This window comes from Salinispora sp. CH2A1_6, from assembly GCF_056820975.1.
This window is the reverse complement of record NZ_JBXEDG010000015.1, coordinates 32687-49425: the sequence shown is the minus strand read 5'-3', so window position 1 is coordinate 49425 and position 16739 is coordinate 32687. Positions and strand designations below refer to the sequence as shown.

Genomic DNA, 16739 nt, shown 5'->3' with positions numbered 1-16739 from the left:
GATCACGGACCGTCCGCCGGGCCGGAACCCTGTTCTATGGGGAGACTTAGGGGGAGATTTACTGGGCGACCGGGCCTTGACCTGGGGTTCTACGGGTTCACACTGATCGGCTAATGATCAACATCGGCGGATGCGGGGTTACGCTCTTGGCACGCTGACAGTCCACGGAGACGGTCGGTTAGCTGCGTGGCCGTTACCGCTGGAGGACGTGATGATGGTCAGCCCCTTTGTGCGGCGGCGTCGGCGCGCCATGGAGATCCTGCGGCTACGTGACGAGTACGGGTTTTCCGCTGATCGGCTCGCCAGTGCGGTCGGGGTGAAGCGGCAAACCAATAGTCGGATCGAGAACGGCCACGTCCGACCCGACCCCGACCTGATCATGCGGATCCTCACGGATTTCAACGTTGGGGAGAAGCGGTGGGCGCAGATCATGACGATCGCGCGCGAAGCCCAGGAACGCGGCTGGTGGGAACGTCACGCCGATCAGATGGGTCCTCGACAGGCGCTCGCGGCCAGCCTTGAGTCGGGCGCGCAGCGAATCTTCGAGTACCAGATGACCTTGCTGCCGGGGCTGCTACAAACCCCCACGTTCAGCCAGGCTCGCATCCACGCCGACCCGTCCGCCCACACCGAAGGAGTCGAGCCCGCCCGCGCCCTGGAGGCGCGCATCACGCGGCAACGACTCCTGGAGCGCTCTGGTGGCTCCGTCTACGAGGTGGTCGTTGACGAATTGGCCATCCGGAGGTTCGCCGCGCCTGTGGCCGTCGTCGGGGGGCAACTCCGGCATCTGGCCGACCTCGGACGGAGGCAGGAGCGGGTCACCATTCGGGTTCTGCCGATCGCCGCGTCGATCGCCGGTCATGTCGTCCCACGCTCGGCGTTCTCCATTTACCGCTACCCGGATTCCGCCGACCCGATCGTGGTTTCCGTCGATACCATCACCTCGGACCTTGTCTTGACCGATGCCGTCGATGTGGGCCACTACTTGACCCTGTACGACCGCCTCCGGGCGGCGGCATTGACGCCGGAGCAGACGATCGACTTCCTCGCCGCCGTGGCTGAGGAGCTGCCCGAACACCAAGGAGCCATCTGATGTCCTACCGCTTCACCAACTGGCGCAAATCCACCCGCAGCGGTAGCGCGGACAACTGCGTCGAGGTCGCCGTCGCCGATAACGGCGTGGTTGGCGTGCGCGACTCGAAGAACCCGATCGGGCCGATCCTCGAGTTCACCCCGACGGAGTGGGCGGGGTTCACCGGAGGCGTCCGTGTTGGCAAGTTCGATCTCTGACAACGTCCAGCAGGTACGTTCTCGGTCGCCGTTTGCCATGGCTGCAACGCCTTGAACGGCATTGGTCACGGTGGGATGCTGACGCTGGCCGGCATGTCGGGGCTGACCGAACATGTCGGCTGGCGATCGATGGGGCAGCGAGCCGAGGCGAGGACGGTTGGGGATGACGCGGCGACGCCACACAGGTCCGCCCAACGAGCTACTCAGCGACGCACGCCGCCGCCTCGGGTCGCCGTCCGGATCGGGAAGGCGGATGTCCCGCCAGGAGATCGCCGACGCGGTCAACCGCTACCTCGCCGGCAAGGGGTACAACGAGGCCGACATTGACGCCAACTACATCGGCAAGCTCGAACGGGGCGAGCACCGCTGGCCCCGCGACTCCCGACGCGAAGCCTTCCGCACCGTGCTCGGAGCGGTCAGCGACGCCGCCCTCGGCTTCTACGTCGTCCGCGGCGAACCGCACGAGGCCGTCAATGACGCGCAGATCGAGGTCGACTGGCTGCAGACGGCTGACGGGGGTAGGCGTGCGCTGCTCGGCGGAGTTGCCGGCCTGGTCGCTGCCCTCGGCCTGTTCGGTCGCGAGCCGCGTGGCGACAGAAACGCTCGTATCGGCGGCTCGGACGTGGCCCGCCTCAACGCCGTCGTGGCGCTGTACCGATCGATGGACTACGAGTCTGGCGGCGGCGTGCTGCGCGTGGAGGCGGGTCGGTTCGCCGAGGCGGCGTCGTCGCTGGCCAACCGGCCCTGCAACGACGCGGTCAAGCCCGCCCTACTGGCCGCCATCGCCAACGCCCGCCAGCTCGCTGGTTGGGCCGCGTTCGACACCGGACACCACTGCGACGCCCAACGCCACTGGCTCTCGGCCGAACGCACCGCCGTTGCCGCAAGCGACCTGCGACTGGCCGCCCGGGTGCGCTACTGCCAGGCCCGACAGTTTCAGCACCTACACCACAACGGCGACGCCCTGGACACGCTGCGACTGGCCCACGACCACCTCGCCGGCCGCGCCACCCCGGCGATCAACGCCATGCTGCACGGCGCCGAGGCAGCCTCCCTCGCGGCCAGAGGTGACCGGCAAGAGGCCCTGACCGCGCTCGGCGCCGCCACCGACGCCTTCGACCGCATCGACCCGGACCGCGAACCGGAGTGGATGCGCTTCTACGACCGCGGCGAGCTGCTCGCCCAGTACGGGCGCGTCCACCGCGACCTCGCCCGAGCAAACGAACGACACGGCAAGGCCGCTGTACGGTGGGTCTCCGAGGCCATCGCCGCATTCGGCCCCCAAAATGTACGCAGCACGGTACTCAACGAAGTCGGACTGTGTAGCAGCCTCTTCCTCGCCGGAGAACCACAGGAAGCCGTCACCATCGGCACCCGGGCTACCCAGCACGCCAACCAGTTGACCTCCCAACGGGTACACGACCGCATCCGCAACCTCCGCCGCGACATGCACCGGTACGCAGCCGACCCGCAGGTAGCCGAGTTCAGCCGTACCCTGTCCACGATCGGCCCGGCCGCATGACCACCACCGACACCGGCGGCCGGTACACCGAAGCGGCCATGACCGAGGCCATGCGCCGGATTGCCGACCAGCTCGACGTCCCCAGCCACGACGCCCGGCTACTCCGCCTGACCAACAACGCGGTCTTCGCGCTACCCACCGCCGCCATCGTCGTACGCATCACCCGCTCCGCCACCCTGCACCACCGTGTCCACAAAGTCGCCCGGCTCGCCACCTGGTTCGCCGAACGCAACGCACCCACTACCCGGCTCGCCACGCAGGTTGACCAGCCCATCCCCGTCGATGGCCTCCTCGCCACCATCTGGGAATACGTCCCGCCCACCGAACCAGCACCGACCGTGGATGACCTCGGCCACCTCCTGCACCATTTCCACCGTCTCGGCACGCCGCCATTCTCCCTACCAACCTGGAACCCAGTAGCAGATGCACGACGCCGAATAGCCGACGCGGAGGCACTACGTGACGACGAGGCCGACTACCTCATGGCCTGGTGCGATCGCCTCACCCCGCGAATCGCGACACTCAACAACCGGTCAAAGAACCACCTCGTCCACGGCGACGCCCATACGGGCAACCTCCTCCGCACCCCCGATGGCGATGTCGTCATCGGCGATTTCGACCCCACCTGCACCGGCCCCTGGCAGGTCGATCTCGTCGCCGTGCCCGTCGGCGAGACCCGCTTCGGCCGACACGGCGCCCATCGCCGCCTGGCCCACGCCTACGGCTACGACGTGACCCAAGACCCCGACTGGCCCACCCTGCGAGAAGCACGTGAACTCAAAATGGTCTGCGCCGCCGTACCACTTCTCGCCAGCGCACCAGGCATAGCCCGCGAGTTCCGCACCCGGCTACACAGCATCCGCAACCAAGATCAGCAGGCTCGGTGGACCCCGTTCGGCGATCTCAATCACGAAATCCAACCGTGCCATGGCAAAGCATCGAACGAGAAGCAGTGAGGATGATACTGACTGCACACTCCGTCACCAGCCTCCAGAACTGCCAAGATCGAGGGCAGAACCGGCCCGGCCTGGCTGATCAAGCGAACGAAGCACGACGAACAGCACCTCCTCATTTTGGCGTCGAATGAGCTTCGCTGGCCAGGACGCGGTCGGCCTGCCGGAGCCACTGACCGCCGGGGCGGTGGCGAAGGTGCTGCGCGGCGGCGACTCGGTGCTCGCTGGCCTCGACGAGCGGGCCCTGACCGCGATGTTCGCAGTGTCGGTCAACAACGACCGGCTGATGCGCCGCTTCGACCCCGGCCTCTTCGCCGGCGACCTCGCCCTCTTCGTGGCCACCGTCGACCGCAGTGAGAACCCGGCCGGGTCGGGCCGGCCGAATGGTTCAGCCATTGTCACCGGGGCACTGCACATCCACCGGATCCCCCGCCGGCACAACGAACTGACCTCCCCCGAGGTGCTGCGAGAGATCGGTCCCCAACACGTCGAAGACACCATCGAAGGGGCGGATCACGGTGCTTTTCGCCGGTGCCGCGGAGCCGCCGGACACCGGAGCAGGACTGCCCGGAGGTCTGCGAACACGACGGGGGGTTCCGGGGGGACGCTGACAATCTCATCGAAAAACGCCGAAACCCTGGCCAGCACCTTCGCTGGTCAGGGCTTCATTTCTGTCGGGACGGCCGGATTCGAACCGACGACCCCTTGTTACCAACCGTAGTCATACCGGGCATGTCATCGCTTGTCGCGAGTAAGCCCTGAGCTGCATCAACACGGTCAAATACTTGTTCCTCCTGGTCACTGTTCGTCAGCTCCTGGCCGGGGTTTCGGGGGGTAAACGGGGGCCGGCAGACTCACTACCGGGTTCCCCCGCACCCATCCCCCGCCACCAAAAGACCTCGGTCCGCACCGTCTTCGCCCCGTGACCGTTACGGATGTTGACCCGCCGACCCGTGGCCTCGTCGACACCGGCGTCGTCGAGGTGGGCGTCCAGCTCGGCGTCCAACGCCGACTCGAGCACGGTGCGGGTGATCCCGGCGAGGAGCCCTCCCGGTCCGACCAGCGAGACTCCGTCGGTCTTGGCCCGCTCGACCAGTTGCCGAGCGAAACTCCCGCTCCGCTGCCGACGGCTCCGGAAGCTGAACCGGGTTTGGCCAGCTCGGTGCTGGTGTGCTCGCACCATTCGCCAGGTGCGGCCCGACCAAACACGACCCCTTCCAGTCGAGGCGGCGCCACCAGAGGTCCTACCACAGCTACCTGACGCGCGACACTAAACAATGGGGCCATGGACACCGTCTCGCAGCTGACCATTGTCCGTCACGGACAGAGCACCGCGAACGCGGCCTTCGCCGACGCTCAGGCCCGTGGCCTGGACGACCACGGCCTCACCGGCCAAGACGCCGACATCGAACTGTCACCGCTGGGCTGGCAGCAGGCCACCCACCTCGGCCGCTGGCTCGCCACCCAACCCGCCGACCAGCATCCCGACGTGGTCGCCTGCTCCCCCTACCTGCGTGCCCGCCAGACCTGGACCCAGGCCACCGACACCGCCGCCGCGCACGGCACCCGCTACCCACAAGCCCACATCGACGACCGACTGTGTGACCGGCTCATGGGCGACCTGGAACTGCTGACCCCACCCATGATCGCCACCCGTTTCCCCGCCGAAGCAGCCAGGCTCGCCGCCGATGGCCCCTACGCCTACCGGCCGCCCGGCGGCGAGACATTCAACGACGTCACCGCACGGGTCCGCGCTGTGCTGGCCGACCTGAACACCCGCCACCCCGGCCAGCGAGTCCTGATCGTGGCCCACGACGCCGTGGTCGTCGCCGTCCGGCACATCCTCGAGGAGTTGCCGTTCGCCGACCTCGACGCGATCCTCGCCATCACCCCGATCACCAACACCTCACTAACCCGCTACGCCCACACCAACGGCCGCCTCGACCTCGTCGAGTTCGCCGCCATGCCCCACCTCACCCAGGAGGACCAGCATGCCCGCCTCAGCTGATCAGATACCCCTGCTGGGCCGGCTCAACACCCCGCCGCCACCCGAACAGATTCACACGTACCAGGTCGTCCGTGACCTGATCACCCAGGCCCTGGCCAGGAACACCCCGAACTGGCAATTCTCCGTCCGCCCAGCCGTCCCGGAGTACGGGCCTTGCACCCCAGCCGACCGCATCCCCTTCTTCAGGAAGCCGGCACCAGTGAGGCGGGAAAATCGAGCGGCGAGTACCTGGCCGCACCGGACCCCATCAGCGGCCTGCGCCTCGGTCAGCCCCTCGACGAACTGCAGAACACTGACGATCGCCAGCATTCCCGGCGATTCAGCTGGTCGCCCACGTCCGGAGAACAGGCCGGCGAACGCCTCGTCGGTAAACAGCGGACCGAGCACGTCGCGCATCCGCAAGCAAAACGTCGCGTTCGGGAACGCCGCCCGCGCCACCCGCGCGGTCTCCACAGGTACCCCACGATCCACGCGCGGCCGCAACGACATCCCCACCACTCCAGCCCATCGAATCCTGCTGTCCGTGGCAACAGCCTCCGGACCCAAAGCCAGTCAGCCCGGCAGCGACACGCGACCAATTCGCCAGCGGAGTCCGAGCAGGCCGCGTTGAAGTGTCTGTACCTGGTGACTCGCTCCCTGGACCCCACCGGAGCAGGCAGAACCCGATGGACGATGCGCTGGAAACCCGCGTTGAACGCCTTCGCCATCACCTTCAGCGACCGCTTCCCAGCCGCTGAAACCTACTAACCAAGATCGCCGGAAACACCGCTAGCGAGACAGCCCCGTAACCCAACCCGATCCACGCAAAAGTGACGGCCGGCGAATGCACGATCGGCGGCATGAGCGAAGGGGCAGCGACTAGTCGCACCAGTCGGCAGCGTGGAACGCTTGCCAGGCATGATGATGTGATGTCGACGCAGCGATACCTCGTTCTTCACGACTACGGCATGGGCGGCCTGTGGTGGTGGATCCGCGCCAGGTCGGTCCGCGAGGTGCAGGAAGCCTTCGCCGAGGTTGAGGTCGTCGACGACCCCGCCGCTGTCGCGCGCGCCGAGGGCTGGGATCTCGACGAGGTGGACATCGGTGCGGCGACTCTTCCTGCTGGTTTGGACGAACTACGCGCCATGCGCGACAAGCAGCGCGCGCTGCCCGGTTTCGGCGCGCTCGCCGACAAGCAGGTGCTGTTCTTGCGTCAGGTGTGGGACGGCGACGAGCCGGCGACGTACCTGATGGAGGTCGGGCCGGACGGTCGCCGTGTCCGGCAGGTGGAGGTCGCCGAGGACGGCACCGGGATTAAGACCGTCGCCGAGGATTGGCCCTTGAATCCGCCGATGGTTGATCTTTTCGATCCGCAGTTGCTGAACCAGGAAATCGATTGTGACGAGTTCGAAAGAGCGTGGGCGGCCGCACGGTGGGAAGACGGCCGGTAGTCCTATCGGTGACGGCTTGCAGCAGTGACCTACGCCCGATCTGCGATATGAGCAAGCGCGCGTTCGCACGGTCCCTTGGTGCGAGCCTGGCATGCCTGAGAAGTTGTTCGATCACCCAGGCCTGCCGATGCCCGCGAAGGGAACCACAGCGTGACCCGGGGTGTACTCCACGGGGGCCACAGACCAACTGACGGAGATTGCTACCCGCCGGCACTAATCTGTGGTTCCGCGAGTGATTCGAGAACGACTGCTTGACCTGCAACAGGAGGCCGCCCAGGAGAAGGCCGGTGAGGCATGGCATGACACGGGCATGATCTTCGCGACCCGCTTCGGGCTGCCCGTCGAGCCACGAACTTCAACCGCTCATACGACGGCCGCATCGCGCGCGCCGATGTCCCGAAGATCACCGTTCACGACGCACGGCGTACGTGCGGTTCGCTCCTGGTCGACTTGGACGTGCACCCTCGAGTCGCGATGGCGATCCTCAGGCACGCCGACTTCTCCATCACGATGGAGATCTACAGCCAGGTCTCATCCAAGGCCACCCGGGAAGCCCTACGGAAGCTCGGTCAGAGCCTCGATCAATGACCCGTTGCTGTACTTCACTGCTGTACAAGATCGAAAGAGGCCATCCGGAAGATCCCAGATGGCCTCTGAACTGTGTCGGGACGGCCGGATTCGAACCGACGACCCCTTGACCCCCAGGAGGATTCGTCACACGTTTACGCACGCTACCCCCGTTATCCCTAAGATCAGTTCGTGCCGTCGGAGGCGTGCCTGGCACTATCGCGCGAGACGTGCGGTCCCCACCTGGTCCCCCACCAGGGCGATCATCACGCTGCCAGCGCGGCACTACCCCTGACCCGGCCTGACTGCCACTCAGGTCACAGCAATACTACTGCACGATCGTAGAGTGTCGATAAGATGACTCGACCTTAGCTTGCTTCCTTGCACAGGTCAGTCATAGCGTGATCGCGTGTGGTCGAGGATTATTCAACTCTTTGGAAGAAAAGGAACCACCGATGAGGATAACTGGAATCAAGTTATTAGCGATGACACTCGAACAAACTGGCACCCTGACTATATTCGCAGTCTGATTCTTGACGCAGAAGAGAAGCTTCACCTTCAGGGCTTATGGCGTAGGGCATTGCTGACTTGGGTTATAATAGGCAACCTTACTCTCGTCGCCACAGCAGCAGTAGCTCTCCTCTCAGACTTTGATCAATTAGATCGATTTTCCTTCCAACTCTTCACGGCTTGTGCTGCATCATTACTCATCTCACCAATAATAACTTATTGGCAGTACAAACGAACGAGAAAAACTCGCATAATCATTAAAAAGCTCCACATTGTTCGTCGTCGTACCGACACACGCAAAGATGCGAGCACAAGCAACGAAGGCGACGCGGCGCTTCTCGCTCAGAGAAGGTACAGGGACGACATCCCGGATCTGATTTCACAATTCCGAGAGGAGGCCGGGAGAACAAGGGGAATTCATAACCGCTTCCAAAGCGTGATAATCGTGGGTTCGGTTGCGACGTCGGCGGTTGCCACCGCGTCAGTATCCTTTAGCCAGGCCAGATGGGTCACTGTGGGGGCTAGTGCCGCCGTCGGATTAGCAGCAGGATTCACAGGGTACTTCAAATACCATGAGCGGAGCTTCAACTCACAACAAACAGCCGATGCGATTGAACGCGAATACGAGGCCGTCGAACTAAGGGTAGGAAAGTATCTAGGAAAGAGCGAGCCGGATGCCTACGCACAATTCGCAGACTCTGTTGAAAGGCTTCGCGACGAGCAGAACAAGCGGCAGCAGCAACTTGACCAACCCGTCGAAGTTAAACGCGAAGAGTGATATAGGAAATGGGCACAACTCAGGTGTCGAACGAGGACGGCAGCACGATTTATTGTGCGATCGGACACCTAGAACCCCAAAACGCCAACGACAGCTTCTCCGGGCACCAATACACGGACCACTCGGGTCAAGTTCCTGCCTCCCTCGGGCGGAGGCAGGGCCGCTTGGACTCCGCGGGACCCACAAAGAGGCCGATCAGCGTTTGCGCTGGTCAGGGGCCTCTTTGTGCACCTGGTGGCGGGTGAAGGATTCGAACCTTCGAAGCTTTCGCGACGGATTTACAGAGCGCCAAGCCCGAGCCCCTGACCAGCACAAACGCCGTTCAACCCCCGCCCGGCGACACGGATGCGACGCAAGCCCTCGATTCAGCCGCTCCCCCGGCCGATCAACGCTGCGGCTATCTCGCCCATGCTCGTGACCACCACGTCCGCCCCGGCGTGCTGAAAGGCATCGACCTTCGCCGGCCGATTCGCGTAGCCAATCACCGTGACTCCGGCGGCCCGCGCTCCCTCGATGTCGGAAAGCGAGTCACCGATCAGCACGCACCGGGCCGGTATCTCGCCGAGGGAGCGCACGGCTTGCAGGATCGGATCAGGGTTGGGCTTCATGCGGCCCGGCTCGGCGTACGCCCGGCCAACCACCGGCGAGACGTACTCGGCGAGCCGATGCGCCGCGAGGTAGGCCGTTACCGCGCCGGCTGAGTTGTTGCTGACCACCGCCACCGGCATCCCGGCCTGTCGAGCCGCCACGATGACCTCTCGCCCGTACAGCGTCGGCGCGGCAGTCTCGACGGCTCGGCGCTCGGCCGCGCAGAGCACGTTCTCTGCCGCGCGCGTGACGCCGTGGTCGCCGGCCGCGCCCGTGCGGCGTAGTACTTCGAGCGGGTCCGGCTCGCTGGCGAGATCCGGCGGCACGTCGACCCCGCGCCGCCGCAGCACGTTGACCAGCTCGGCCGCGACCTGCGGCGCGGGATATCCGGCGAAGATGCTGCACACCGGCCCGTCGAAGTCGACCAACACCGCGCCGATCTTGCCGAGCAGCCGGCCGAGGTCGGCGCTCATCCGTCGTACCGGTAGGCGATGGTCGACCACACCGAGTCGAACCACTGGCGGGACGCCTCCACGAACTGCGTGCCGTGAGACGTGTCGTCGTCGGTCACTGCGTAGTGGAACAGCGGCACGTCCTTACCCATCAGGTCGTAGATCGCCATGGGCTCACCCTTGATCGAGACAGTGCGCTCGACCACCGGATAGAAGCCGTAAAAGACCTCTTCCCCATTCAGGATGTAGAGCTTGAACAGAGGTGGCGCCCGGTGCAGCCGCACCTCTACCGTGGTCGACCGGATCAGACCGAGGTCGCCTAGTTCGGCCACCTGGTCGATCACTCCGTCTGCCGCTCGGCGCGTGATGCGCTCGGCCCGCTCTCGTACAGCGGGGTCATCCGTCTGGGTTTCAGCCCGAGCGGGCAGCGCCATCGGCACCGTCATGTCAGAGATCAGCACTCGTACAGCGATTGTCTCCGGCGCAAGCCTGCCGACCCGCACCTTGTCGAGGGCCTCGGCGAGGGCATCCCGCAGCGTCTCTCCCGAGAAGCCAGCGAAGTCGATGGTCACGTGTGGCCGCTCGAACGCGGCCTCGATGTGAGGCCGCAGCTCTACCGCTCGCTGCGTCTGCGCCCGCACGAACGCGCCGCTCCCCTGCCGCGAAATGATCAGCCGTTCGGCGCGTAGTAGTTCAAGGGCCCGCTTGACGGTTTCTCTCGCCACGCCATAGCGGGCGGCAAGGTCGGGTTGCGACGGGAGTTTGTCGCCCGGGGCCAGCCGCCGCGTGAGGATCGCGGCCCGCAGCTTGTTCGCAATCTGCTGCGACGCCTGTTTCGGGTCGTCGGGATCGAGTTCGCCGAGGAAGTCAAGGTTCTGGCTCACCCGCCGAGAGTAGCTCTGACTAGCCAAGTTAGGAAAGTTCGACGCACCTTCTTGACTTGACTAGCCATGCCGCCCTACGGTCATCTCATCGCACCTGGCTAGCCAGGTACGACAGCTGGCCGGATGGCTCAGGGAACGGCGGCACGCGTTGCCGTACGCCCATGAGACGCCGGGTCCGGTTGATCTTTGACAAGTCCACAGAGGCAGCGTTGACCGGCTGCGCAGTAACGAACGGTCAGGCATCCGACCCGGGATCGCTGGGAAGCGACATGCGGAAGGTGCCAGCAGTAAGCGGCCCTATAGCGGTCGCTGTACATCGCGGCGCGTTTGGCGCTGTTGGCCCCTGGCCGGTGAAGCAACACCGGTCAGGGGCACGTCGGCTCCATCAGGGCCGACCCGGCGGGTTGCGGTGGTGACGCATCGCCCCGCCCTTTGGTGATCACACCTTTCCCGACATGACCTTGCCCCAGGGTACGCCCACGGGGCGGTCGCTGACCTGCGAAGCGAGGGCACCATGCCGTCTCTTACCGATTCCGTGCGTCTGACGATCTCTGGGTCTGCCTGTTGGCGGGAGTGCAGCAGCTGCGGCGAGATCGCTCCTTTGGCGCCGGATCAGACCCGCTGCCGGCAGTGCCGGCCGTCTACCTGTGTTCCCCGCCGCCGGAGTGCGGCGGGCAAGCGTCGGAGGAACCGTACGTGACTGATCTGGATGCCCTGGATGGGCCTACCTCGACCGACCTGGCCGAGCTCTCGGCGGAGATGCCGCTGATTGAGGCCGAGGTGCTGCTGTTGGACGCGCAGATTGCGGTGCTGCGTGCCGGGCTGACTGATGTGACTCGGCAGCAGGTACGCCGGGCGCGACGGCGGGTGCTGCGTGAGGCCCGCGATCTGCTGGCCGCTCGTGCCGCCAGGGCGAGCTGTGACGCCGCCTGATTCCTGTTCTCTTTTCCTTAGTGAGGTTTCGATGCGTAAGGTTTTTGGCTGGCTGGCGCTGGCCTTTGTGGTGTTTTTCGCGGTTTCCAACCCGACGCTGGCTGCGGAGGCGGTGAGGTCGATCGCTTCCGGGGTCGGTGCGTTCGCCGATGCCCTTGCTGGGGGTGGCCAGTGAGGACGCCGAGCATCCACGTCATTTTGGCCACGGTCGCGTCTGTGATGGCTCGTCACCGTCTTCCTCTGCCTACCAGGGTGGAGGCGTCTCCTGCTTGGGGTGTTGAGCTGGATGTGGCCACGCACGTTGAACTGCGGCGGTGGGTTCGGTTCCTGCGTTTGCCGGTCGGGCATCAGCTCAGTCAGCCCTACAGTTCGGCTGGTGGCGGGCCGATGGTGTTGACGAACACGTGGGGTGACTGGCGAGGTATTCGAGTACGGCTGCGGTGCTGCGAGCTGGTCGGTGACGTACCTGCGGAGTTTCTGCCGCGGGCAGTACCGGTCGTTCGAGTGATCGGGGTTGGTGGGGGTGAGTGGCTCGGAGCAGTCCGTTGACTTGGAGGCGCTGCGTCGTACGGCGAAGGTTGTTTCTGTACTGGCGTGGGGTGTTGCTGGCACGATCATGATCTATGGGATTCCGATCGTGTACCGGTTCCTTGTTCACCACGGGGTTCCGGGAGAGACCGCCTGGTTGTTATCGCTCGCGGTGGACGGCGCGCTTGCGGTCGGGCTGATTGCTACCCCCATTCTGGCCCGGTACGGCATTAAGGGCGGTTGGGTCGGTGTTCTGCGCTGGGTGGCTGGGTTCGCGACGTGGGCGTTGAACACGGCCGAGGCGTGGTTAAAGCCGACCGGCCCGGACTTCGGTGGAGTTTTTAGCCATACCTGGGGTCCACTCATGATGTTTTTCGCCGTGGAGGCCGCCGCCTATTTCCAGCGCAAGATCGCCGATGTGATTAGCCGGGCCGAGGCGAGAGGCAGAACCGAAGACGAGACGGCTCGGCAGGCAGATTTGCGCCGGGCGGAAGAGGTTCGTCGGTTGGTTGCCGAGGCGGAAGAAGCTGACCGGAAACGCGCTACTGCGGAGGCGGAGAAGCAGGCGGAGCAGGTGGCGCGTCGGAAGGCGGAAGAGCGGGCTGCGGAGGCGGAAGCGCGAGCGGAAGAGCACGTGGCCGAGAGTCGGAAGTCCGCGGAGGCACTGGAGCGGAAGACGGATGATGCTGAGCAGAGCGCTCAGCGGTACCGCGCCGCGTTGGAGGAGGTGAAGGCGTCTGCTCGTGACGCCCGTACCCAGGCCGCGGAGGCTTCGGAGTTGGCCGCTAGAAACGCAGGTCAGTTGGACGAGGCGCGGTCGGTTGCGGAGTGTGCGACGCGCGGCAAGCTGCTCGCTGAGCAGGAACTGGCGGCGGTGACGGAAGCCCGTAAGGCCGTCGCTGCCGAGTTGGAGCGGGTGTCGGCCGCGCTCGCCCGGATGCAGCAGCGGGCGGAAGGGCCGGCCCGCCCGGGCGGTCGGAGGGACGCCGGTTCTTCCGCCTCGGCGGACCGGAAGAACGCGTTGGCTCTTCCGGCTTCTCCTCCGGCGGGCGTTCCGCCCGTGGATGGTGTGACACCGAGTACGGTGTTCGCGGTGTTGACGGCGTACCAGGCCGAGCCGAGCGCTAATCGCGCTCGGCTTGCAGAGTTGGCTGGCACGTCTGACCGAACCGTCCGAATGGTGCTGAACAATCTTCCAGCCGGGTTCGATCTGACGTCGGTCGAGAACGGTTAGTCCAGCCGATTCGTACACGCTGTTCGTTGATCGTTTTGCCGTAGTGCCCCTGAATCGGTGTTGCGGCGTGTCAACTTATTCCTTTGTTGAGAAAGGGCCGCTGTTGTGGCGAACGAGACTGTGGTGACTGTTGTCGGTAACTTGACCGCCGATCCGGAGCTGAGGCATACCTCGGGTGGTGTGGCGGTTGCGAACTTCCGGATTGCGTCTACGCCGCGGGTGTTTGATCGGGAGTCTGGTGGGTGGCGGGATGCCGATCCGCTGTTTTTGGGCTGCACTGTCTGGCGTGACGTTGCTACGCACGTGGTGGGGTCGCTGGCGCGGGGTAGCCGTGTGATCGTGCAGGGCCGGTTGCGGCAGCGGTCCTATGAGACCCGCGAGGGTGAGAAGCGCACCGTCGTGGAGCTGGACGTTGACGAGATCGGCGCGTCGCTGCGCTACGCCACTGCCACGGTGCAGAAGGCCGTCGCTGGCGCTGGTGCGGCCGACCTGGCAGTTGTTGAGGATGCGCCGCCGTTCTGACTGTCCATCCCACTGTCCTTGGGGCCGCCGCGGTAGCGCGGCGGCCTTGTTTATCCCCTGAAAGGACGGCATGATGCCGCGCTTGTTTCCTGACCTGGACATCAAAGACGACGCTGATCTCCTGAACCTGCTCGAAGGTATCCGCAACGTCGGGATCGCTGGTCACGACGAGATTGACGAGTTGGCCGGTTTGATCCGTATGAAGATCGAACGCTACGGGCGGCGGCAGGGCCTGTCTCGGATGCGCGCGAAGTTTTGGGGCCGGCAGGTTGCTCGGCCGCTGGTGCGGTCCGCGGATGAGATGTTGGCGGTCGCCGCGTACGCGCGGGTGTGCCGGAACCGGTTCGAGGCGTTCCTGATCGCCTTGGACGATGAGCAGCCCGGCGCGGCCGACTTCACCGTTCGCGACCGCCGCCGGAAGGCCGCCTGATGGCGCGGCGGGTGCGATACCACGGGGGTATGGACGCTGCGCGGGGGGCCTCGTACGAGGTGCGCGGTAACCCGTTGCCGTACGTGGTTCCGCCGGCCGCGGCGGTGGTGAACCTGATCCTCGCCGGGATCTTGTCGCGGATGTGGGGCGCGTACGCCAACCCGACCGTGTGGGAGGCCGCCTGGCGGGCGGGTTTGATCCTGATCTGCTCGGCGCTGATCGTGTGGTGTACCTGGGGTGTCGGGCGCGCGCGCAAGCTTGAGCTGCGGATCGCGTCGTTGCTGATGTCGGTCTGCTCCTGTGGTGGTCTGTTCGTGCTGACCTTCCGCCCGTGGTCGTTCAACGCGGTGGCGGTCTACCTGATTGTCATGGCCACGTTGTCGGTGGTGCTGGCGATCACCAAGTTGCTGCGTGGTGACGGTAGCGACGCCCGTGCCAGCGTGTTCGGTGAACTCGGTGAGCGGGTGCGGGAGTTGCAGGACATCGGTAAGACCGGCAAACCGAAGATGGCGGACGGGCGGATTGTCACGCACACCGAGATGCTGCCTGGCGCCGCGTTTGGGGATCTGCAGAAGACGGAGGTGCGGACCGCTATCGCGTCCGCGCTTGACGTGCCGGTCGGCGGTGTGCGGATGGTGCCGGACCGTACGACACCGCGGGTCGGCCGGATGGAGGTGTCTCCGGTGGATGCGTTGGAAACCCCACCGGCCTGGGCGGGGCTGTCGGCGCCGGGTGGTTCGATCGCTGACCCGATCCGGTTCGCCGTGTATCAGACCGGTTCTGTCGTGCCGCTGATTCTGCCGGGTGACCCGAGGGCGGAGCGTAACGCGATTGGGGTGATGGTCCTGCTCGGCGCGTCCGGCTCGGGCAAGACCGCGTTGCAGCTCATGCTGGCCGCGGAGGCTCGCTCACGGCAGGACACCGAAGTGGTCTACATTGATGGCCGTAAGGGCATGCAGCTACCGCAGGCGTTCCGGGACGCGATGCACGTCATGATCCACGATCAGGCCGATGGTGAGCGCTACCTGGACGGCATGATCGCTGAGGTCGCGCGGCGGGCCGCGCAGATCGGCGGTCACGGTCATGACCAGTGGATCGCCGGGTGTGCTCGGTGCCCGAAGTTCCGGGTGGTGATCGTGGATGAGGCATCCAGGTTTATCGAGTCTGAGGACACGATGGTGGAGCTGGCCGAGTCGGTGCGGTCCGTGGGAATTTTCGTACTCCTCGGTCAGCAGCGTGCGACCGGTGACCGGCTACCCACGTCGGTGCGCTCCACCATTGGCGGGGTCATCGTGATGGGGGTGCGGGACATCGCCGAGGCCAGCCGGCTGTTGTCTGAGGAAACCATCGACGCTGGTGCTGACCCGTCGTGGAAAAACCGCAAGCCCGGTGCCCTGTACGCAGAGCTGCCGGGCACCGACCCGGAGGACTGGTCACTACCGGGCCGCACATACAAGATCGACCGGGAGGCGTTGGTCGGTGAGCTCGTTACCTACCTCGCGTCAACCGGCGACACCACCAGCGGGTCTACCGCGGCAGTGCAGGACGCCGCGCAAACCAGCACGGCCACGCCTGAGGTGGTCTCCGGCGAGGCCGACAACGATGACCCAGACGCGGACAAGGACATCGAGTGCGCGCCGCCGTCGCGTGACCCGGAGTGCCTGCCCGACGAGGGCGGTGACCCGTACGAGCCGATCGGGGTACCGAACCGGACCCGGGTTCCCCTGGACTTGGAGGCGGAGACCGGACGGCAGTACACCCCATCGGAGATCCGCGCGATGGTGCGGCAAACGATCCTGTCCGCCTACGAGCAGGGGCACCGAACGTGCCGGCATTCGCAGTTCGCCCCGCTGGTCGGCCGGGTCGGTGAGACCGGGCTTAAACCGCCGACTCTGAGCAAGATCCTCAAGGAGTTCTGCCAGGGACCGACCCCGCTACTGAGCCGGACCGGCGACAAGGGCGTCTACGACATCATCGCGCCCACACAGGACAGCGAGCCCGTACTCGCCGCCGTCTAACCTCGGCACTACCGCCTCTGCACACACCCACACCCGTCACACAACGTAACGGGTGTGGGTGTGTGCGTCACGCACTTCACGCATGTCACGGA

The 16739-nt window shown here is 65.5% G+C and carries 16 protein-coding genes and 4 pseudogenes; 16 read left to right on the top strand and 4 right to left on the bottom strand.

Annotated features, from left to right (window positions below; translation table 11 throughout):
- The first annotated feature begins 211 nt into the window (after window positions 1-211).
- The 5 genes from AC1UKG_RS20725 to AC1UKG_RS20705 all read left to right on the top strand — a co-directional run bounded on the left by AC1UKG_RS20725 (window position 212) and on the right by AC1UKG_RS20705 (window position 4486).
- Window positions 212-1093: a Scr1 family TA system antitoxin-like transcriptional regulator gene (locus AC1UKG_RS20725; RefSeq protein ID WP_026271596.1), complete on the top strand. Its 882-nt coding sequence runs from the start codon at window positions 212-214 to the stop codon at window positions 1091-1093.
- Window positions 1093-1290 (top strand): DUF397 domain-containing protein, encoded by a 198-nt coding sequence (locus AC1UKG_RS20720; RefSeq protein WP_018253034.1) that lies wholly within the window; start codon window positions 1093-1095, stop codon window positions 1288-1290. Before AC1UKG_RS20725 ends, AC1UKG_RS20720 begins: the two co-directional genes overlap by 1 nt.
- A 253-nt stretch (window positions 1291-1543) precedes the next feature.
- Entirely contained in the window at window positions 1544-2812 is a 1269-nt protein-coding gene (locus AC1UKG_RS20715) for an NsdA family TPR-like regulatory protein (RefSeq protein ID WP_482641699.1), read from the top strand.
- Window positions 2809-3768 carry an aminoglycoside phosphotransferase family protein gene (locus AC1UKG_RS20710; RefSeq protein ID WP_482641698.1) on the top strand — a complete coding sequence of 320 codons (960 nt, stop codon included), beginning with the start codon at window positions 2809-2811 and terminating at the stop codon, window positions 3766-3768. Before AC1UKG_RS20715 ends, AC1UKG_RS20710 begins: the two co-directional genes overlap by 4 nt.
- A 127-nt stretch (window positions 3769-3895) precedes the next feature.
- Window positions 3896-4486: a hypothetical protein gene (locus AC1UKG_RS20705; RefSeq protein WP_018814856.1), complete on the top strand. Its 591-nt coding sequence runs from the start codon at window positions 3896-3898 to the stop codon at window positions 4484-4486.
- An 87-nt stretch (window positions 4487-4573) separates the two neighbouring features.
- On the opposite strand, the gene AC1UKG_RS20700 is transcribed toward AC1UKG_RS20705, so the two are convergent.
- Window positions 4574-4948 (bottom strand): transposase, encoded by a 375-nt coding sequence (locus tag AC1UKG_RS20700; protein ID WP_018814855.1) that lies wholly within the window; start codon window positions 4946-4948, stop codon window positions 4574-4576.
- A gap of 102 nt (window positions 4949-5050) precedes the next feature.
- On the opposite strand from AC1UKG_RS20700, the gene AC1UKG_RS20695 reads away from it, so the two are divergent.
- Entirely contained in the window at window positions 5051-5773 is a 723-nt protein-coding gene (locus tag AC1UKG_RS20695; protein ID WP_018814854.1) for a histidine phosphatase family protein, read from the top strand.
- A 255-nt stretch (window positions 5774-6028) separates the two neighbouring features.
- On the opposite strand, the pseudogene AC1UKG_RS20690 reads toward AC1UKG_RS20695, so the two are convergent.
- Window positions 6029-6262, bottom strand: a pseudogene (locus tag AC1UKG_RS20690) (transposase); the annotation flags it as partial.
- 54 nt (window positions 6263-6316) lie between these two features.
- Between AC1UKG_RS20690 and AC1UKG_RS20685 the strand changes: the two are divergent.
- From AC1UKG_RS20685 to AC1UKG_RS20670, 4 genes and pseudogenes are all read left to right on the top strand, one after another.
- Window positions 6317-6520 (top strand): annotated as a pseudogene (locus tag AC1UKG_RS20685) (IS256 family transposase); the annotation flags it as partial.
- Between the two features lie 161 nt (window positions 6521-6681).
- The gene (locus AC1UKG_RS20680; RefSeq protein ID WP_482641697.1) at window positions 6682-7203 is read left to right on the top strand and encodes a hypothetical protein; all 522 of its coding nucleotides are present in this window, start codon (window positions 6682-6684) and stop codon (window positions 7201-7203) included.
- A gap of 259 nt (window positions 7204-7462) precedes the next feature.
- A pseudogene (locus AC1UKG_RS20675) lies at window positions 7463-7791 on the top strand (tyrosine-type recombinase/integrase); the annotation flags it as partial.
- Window positions 7792-8179: 388 nt separating this feature from the next.
- Entirely contained in the window at window positions 8180-9058 is an 879-nt protein-coding gene (locus AC1UKG_RS20670; protein WP_482641696.1) for a DUF4231 domain-containing protein, read from the top strand.
- Window positions 9059-9423: 365 nt separating this feature from the next.
- Here AC1UKG_RS20670 and AC1UKG_RS20665 read toward each other — a convergent pair whose 3' ends face one another.
- Together AC1UKG_RS20665 and AC1UKG_RS20660 are read right to left on the bottom strand one after the other, a co-directional pair.
- Complete coding sequence (locus tag AC1UKG_RS20665) at window positions 9424-10119, bottom strand: HAD family hydrolase (RefSeq protein WP_482641695.1); 696 nt, start codon at window positions 10117-10119, stop codon at window positions 9424-9426.
- Entirely contained in the window at window positions 10116-10982 is an 867-nt protein-coding gene (locus AC1UKG_RS20660; RefSeq protein WP_028185061.1) for a GntR family transcriptional regulator, read from the bottom strand. The genes AC1UKG_RS20665 and AC1UKG_RS20660 overlap by 4 nt, the downstream gene beginning before the upstream one ends.
- A 696-nt stretch (window positions 10983-11678) precedes the next feature.
- Between AC1UKG_RS20660 and AC1UKG_RS20655 the strand changes: the two genes are divergently transcribed.
- The 6 genes and pseudogenes from AC1UKG_RS20655 to AC1UKG_RS20630 all read left to right on the top strand — a co-directional run bounded on the left by AC1UKG_RS20655 (window position 11679) and on the right by AC1UKG_RS20630 (window position 16647).
- Entirely contained in the window at window positions 11679-11915 is a 237-nt protein-coding gene (locus AC1UKG_RS20655; RefSeq protein WP_482641694.1) for a DUF6284 family protein, read from the top strand.
- A 31-nt stretch (window positions 11916-11946) separates the two neighbouring features.
- Window positions 11947-12090, top strand: a complete 144-nt coding sequence (locus AC1UKG_RS20650) for a hypothetical protein (RefSeq protein WP_482641693.1) — start codon at window positions 11947-11949, stop codon at window positions 12088-12090.
- A 348-nt stretch (window positions 12091-12438) separates the two neighbouring features.
- A complete protein-coding gene (locus AC1UKG_RS20645) occupies window positions 12439-13677 on the top strand; it encodes a hypothetical protein (RefSeq protein ID WP_482641692.1) in 1239 nt (412 codons plus the stop codon).
- 105 nt (window positions 13678-13782) lie between these two features.
- Window positions 13783-14157: pseudogene (locus tag AC1UKG_RS20640) on the top strand (single-stranded DNA-binding protein); the annotation flags it as partial.
- A 115-nt stretch (window positions 14158-14272) separates the two neighbouring features.
- Window positions 14273-14629 carry a hypothetical protein gene (locus AC1UKG_RS20635; RefSeq protein ID WP_482641691.1) on the top strand — a complete coding sequence of 119 codons (357 nt, stop codon included), beginning with the start codon at window positions 14273-14275 and terminating at the stop codon, window positions 14627-14629.
- Window positions 14630-14658: 29 nt separating this feature from the next.
- On the top strand, window positions 14659-16647 hold the full coding sequence (locus AC1UKG_RS20630) for an ATP-binding protein (protein ID WP_482641690.1): 1989 nt from the start codon (window positions 14659-14661) through the stop codon (window positions 16645-16647).
- Window positions 16648-16739 lie beyond the last annotated feature (92 nt).

Excerpts from the sequence above, each read along its gene's own strand:
- AC1UKG_RS20725 (WP_026271596.1), top strand. The coding sequence starts at position 212 with ATGATGGTCAGCCCCTTTGTGCGGCGGCGTCGGCGCGCCATGGAGATC.
- AC1UKG_RS20720 (WP_018253034.1), top strand. The coding sequence starts at position 1,093 with ATGTCCTACCGCTTCACCAACTGGCGCAAATCCACCCGCAGCGGTAGC.
- AC1UKG_RS20715 (WP_482641699.1), top strand. The coding sequence starts at position 1,544 with ATGTCCCGCCAGGAGATCGCCGACGCGGTCAACCGCTACCTCGCCGGC.
- AC1UKG_RS20710 (WP_482641698.1), top strand. The coding sequence starts at position 2,809 with ATGACCACCACCGACACCGGCGGCCGGTACACCGAAGCGGCCATGACC.
- AC1UKG_RS20705 (WP_018814856.1), top strand. The coding sequence starts at position 3,896 with ATGAGCTTCGCTGGCCAGGACGCGGTCGGCCTGCCGGAGCCACTGACC.
- AC1UKG_RS20700 (WP_018814855.1), bottom strand. The coding sequence starts at position 4,948 with ATGGTGCGAGCACACCAGCACCGAGCTGGCCAAACCCGGTTCAGCTTC.
- AC1UKG_RS20695 (WP_018814854.1), top strand. The coding sequence starts at position 5,051 with ATGGACACCGTCTCGCAGCTGACCATTGTCCGTCACGGACAGAGCACC.
- AC1UKG_RS20680 (WP_482641697.1), top strand. The coding sequence starts at position 6,682 with ATGTCGACGCAGCGATACCTCGTTCTTCACGACTACGGCATGGGCGGC.
- AC1UKG_RS20665 (WP_482641695.1), bottom strand. The coding sequence starts at position 10,119 with ATGAGCGCCGACCTCGGCCGGCTGCTCGGCAAGATCGGCGCGGTGTTG.
- AC1UKG_RS20650 (WP_482641693.1), top strand. The coding sequence starts at position 11,947 with ATGCGTAAGGTTTTTGGCTGGCTGGCGCTGGCCTTTGTGGTGTTTTTC.
- AC1UKG_RS20635 (WP_482641691.1), top strand. The coding sequence starts at position 14,273 with ATGCCGCGCTTGTTTCCTGACCTGGACATCAAAGACGACGCTGATCTC.
- AC1UKG_RS20630 (WP_482641690.1), top strand. The coding sequence starts at position 14,659 with ATGGACGCTGCGCGGGGGGCCTCGTACGAGGTGCGCGGTAACCCGTTG.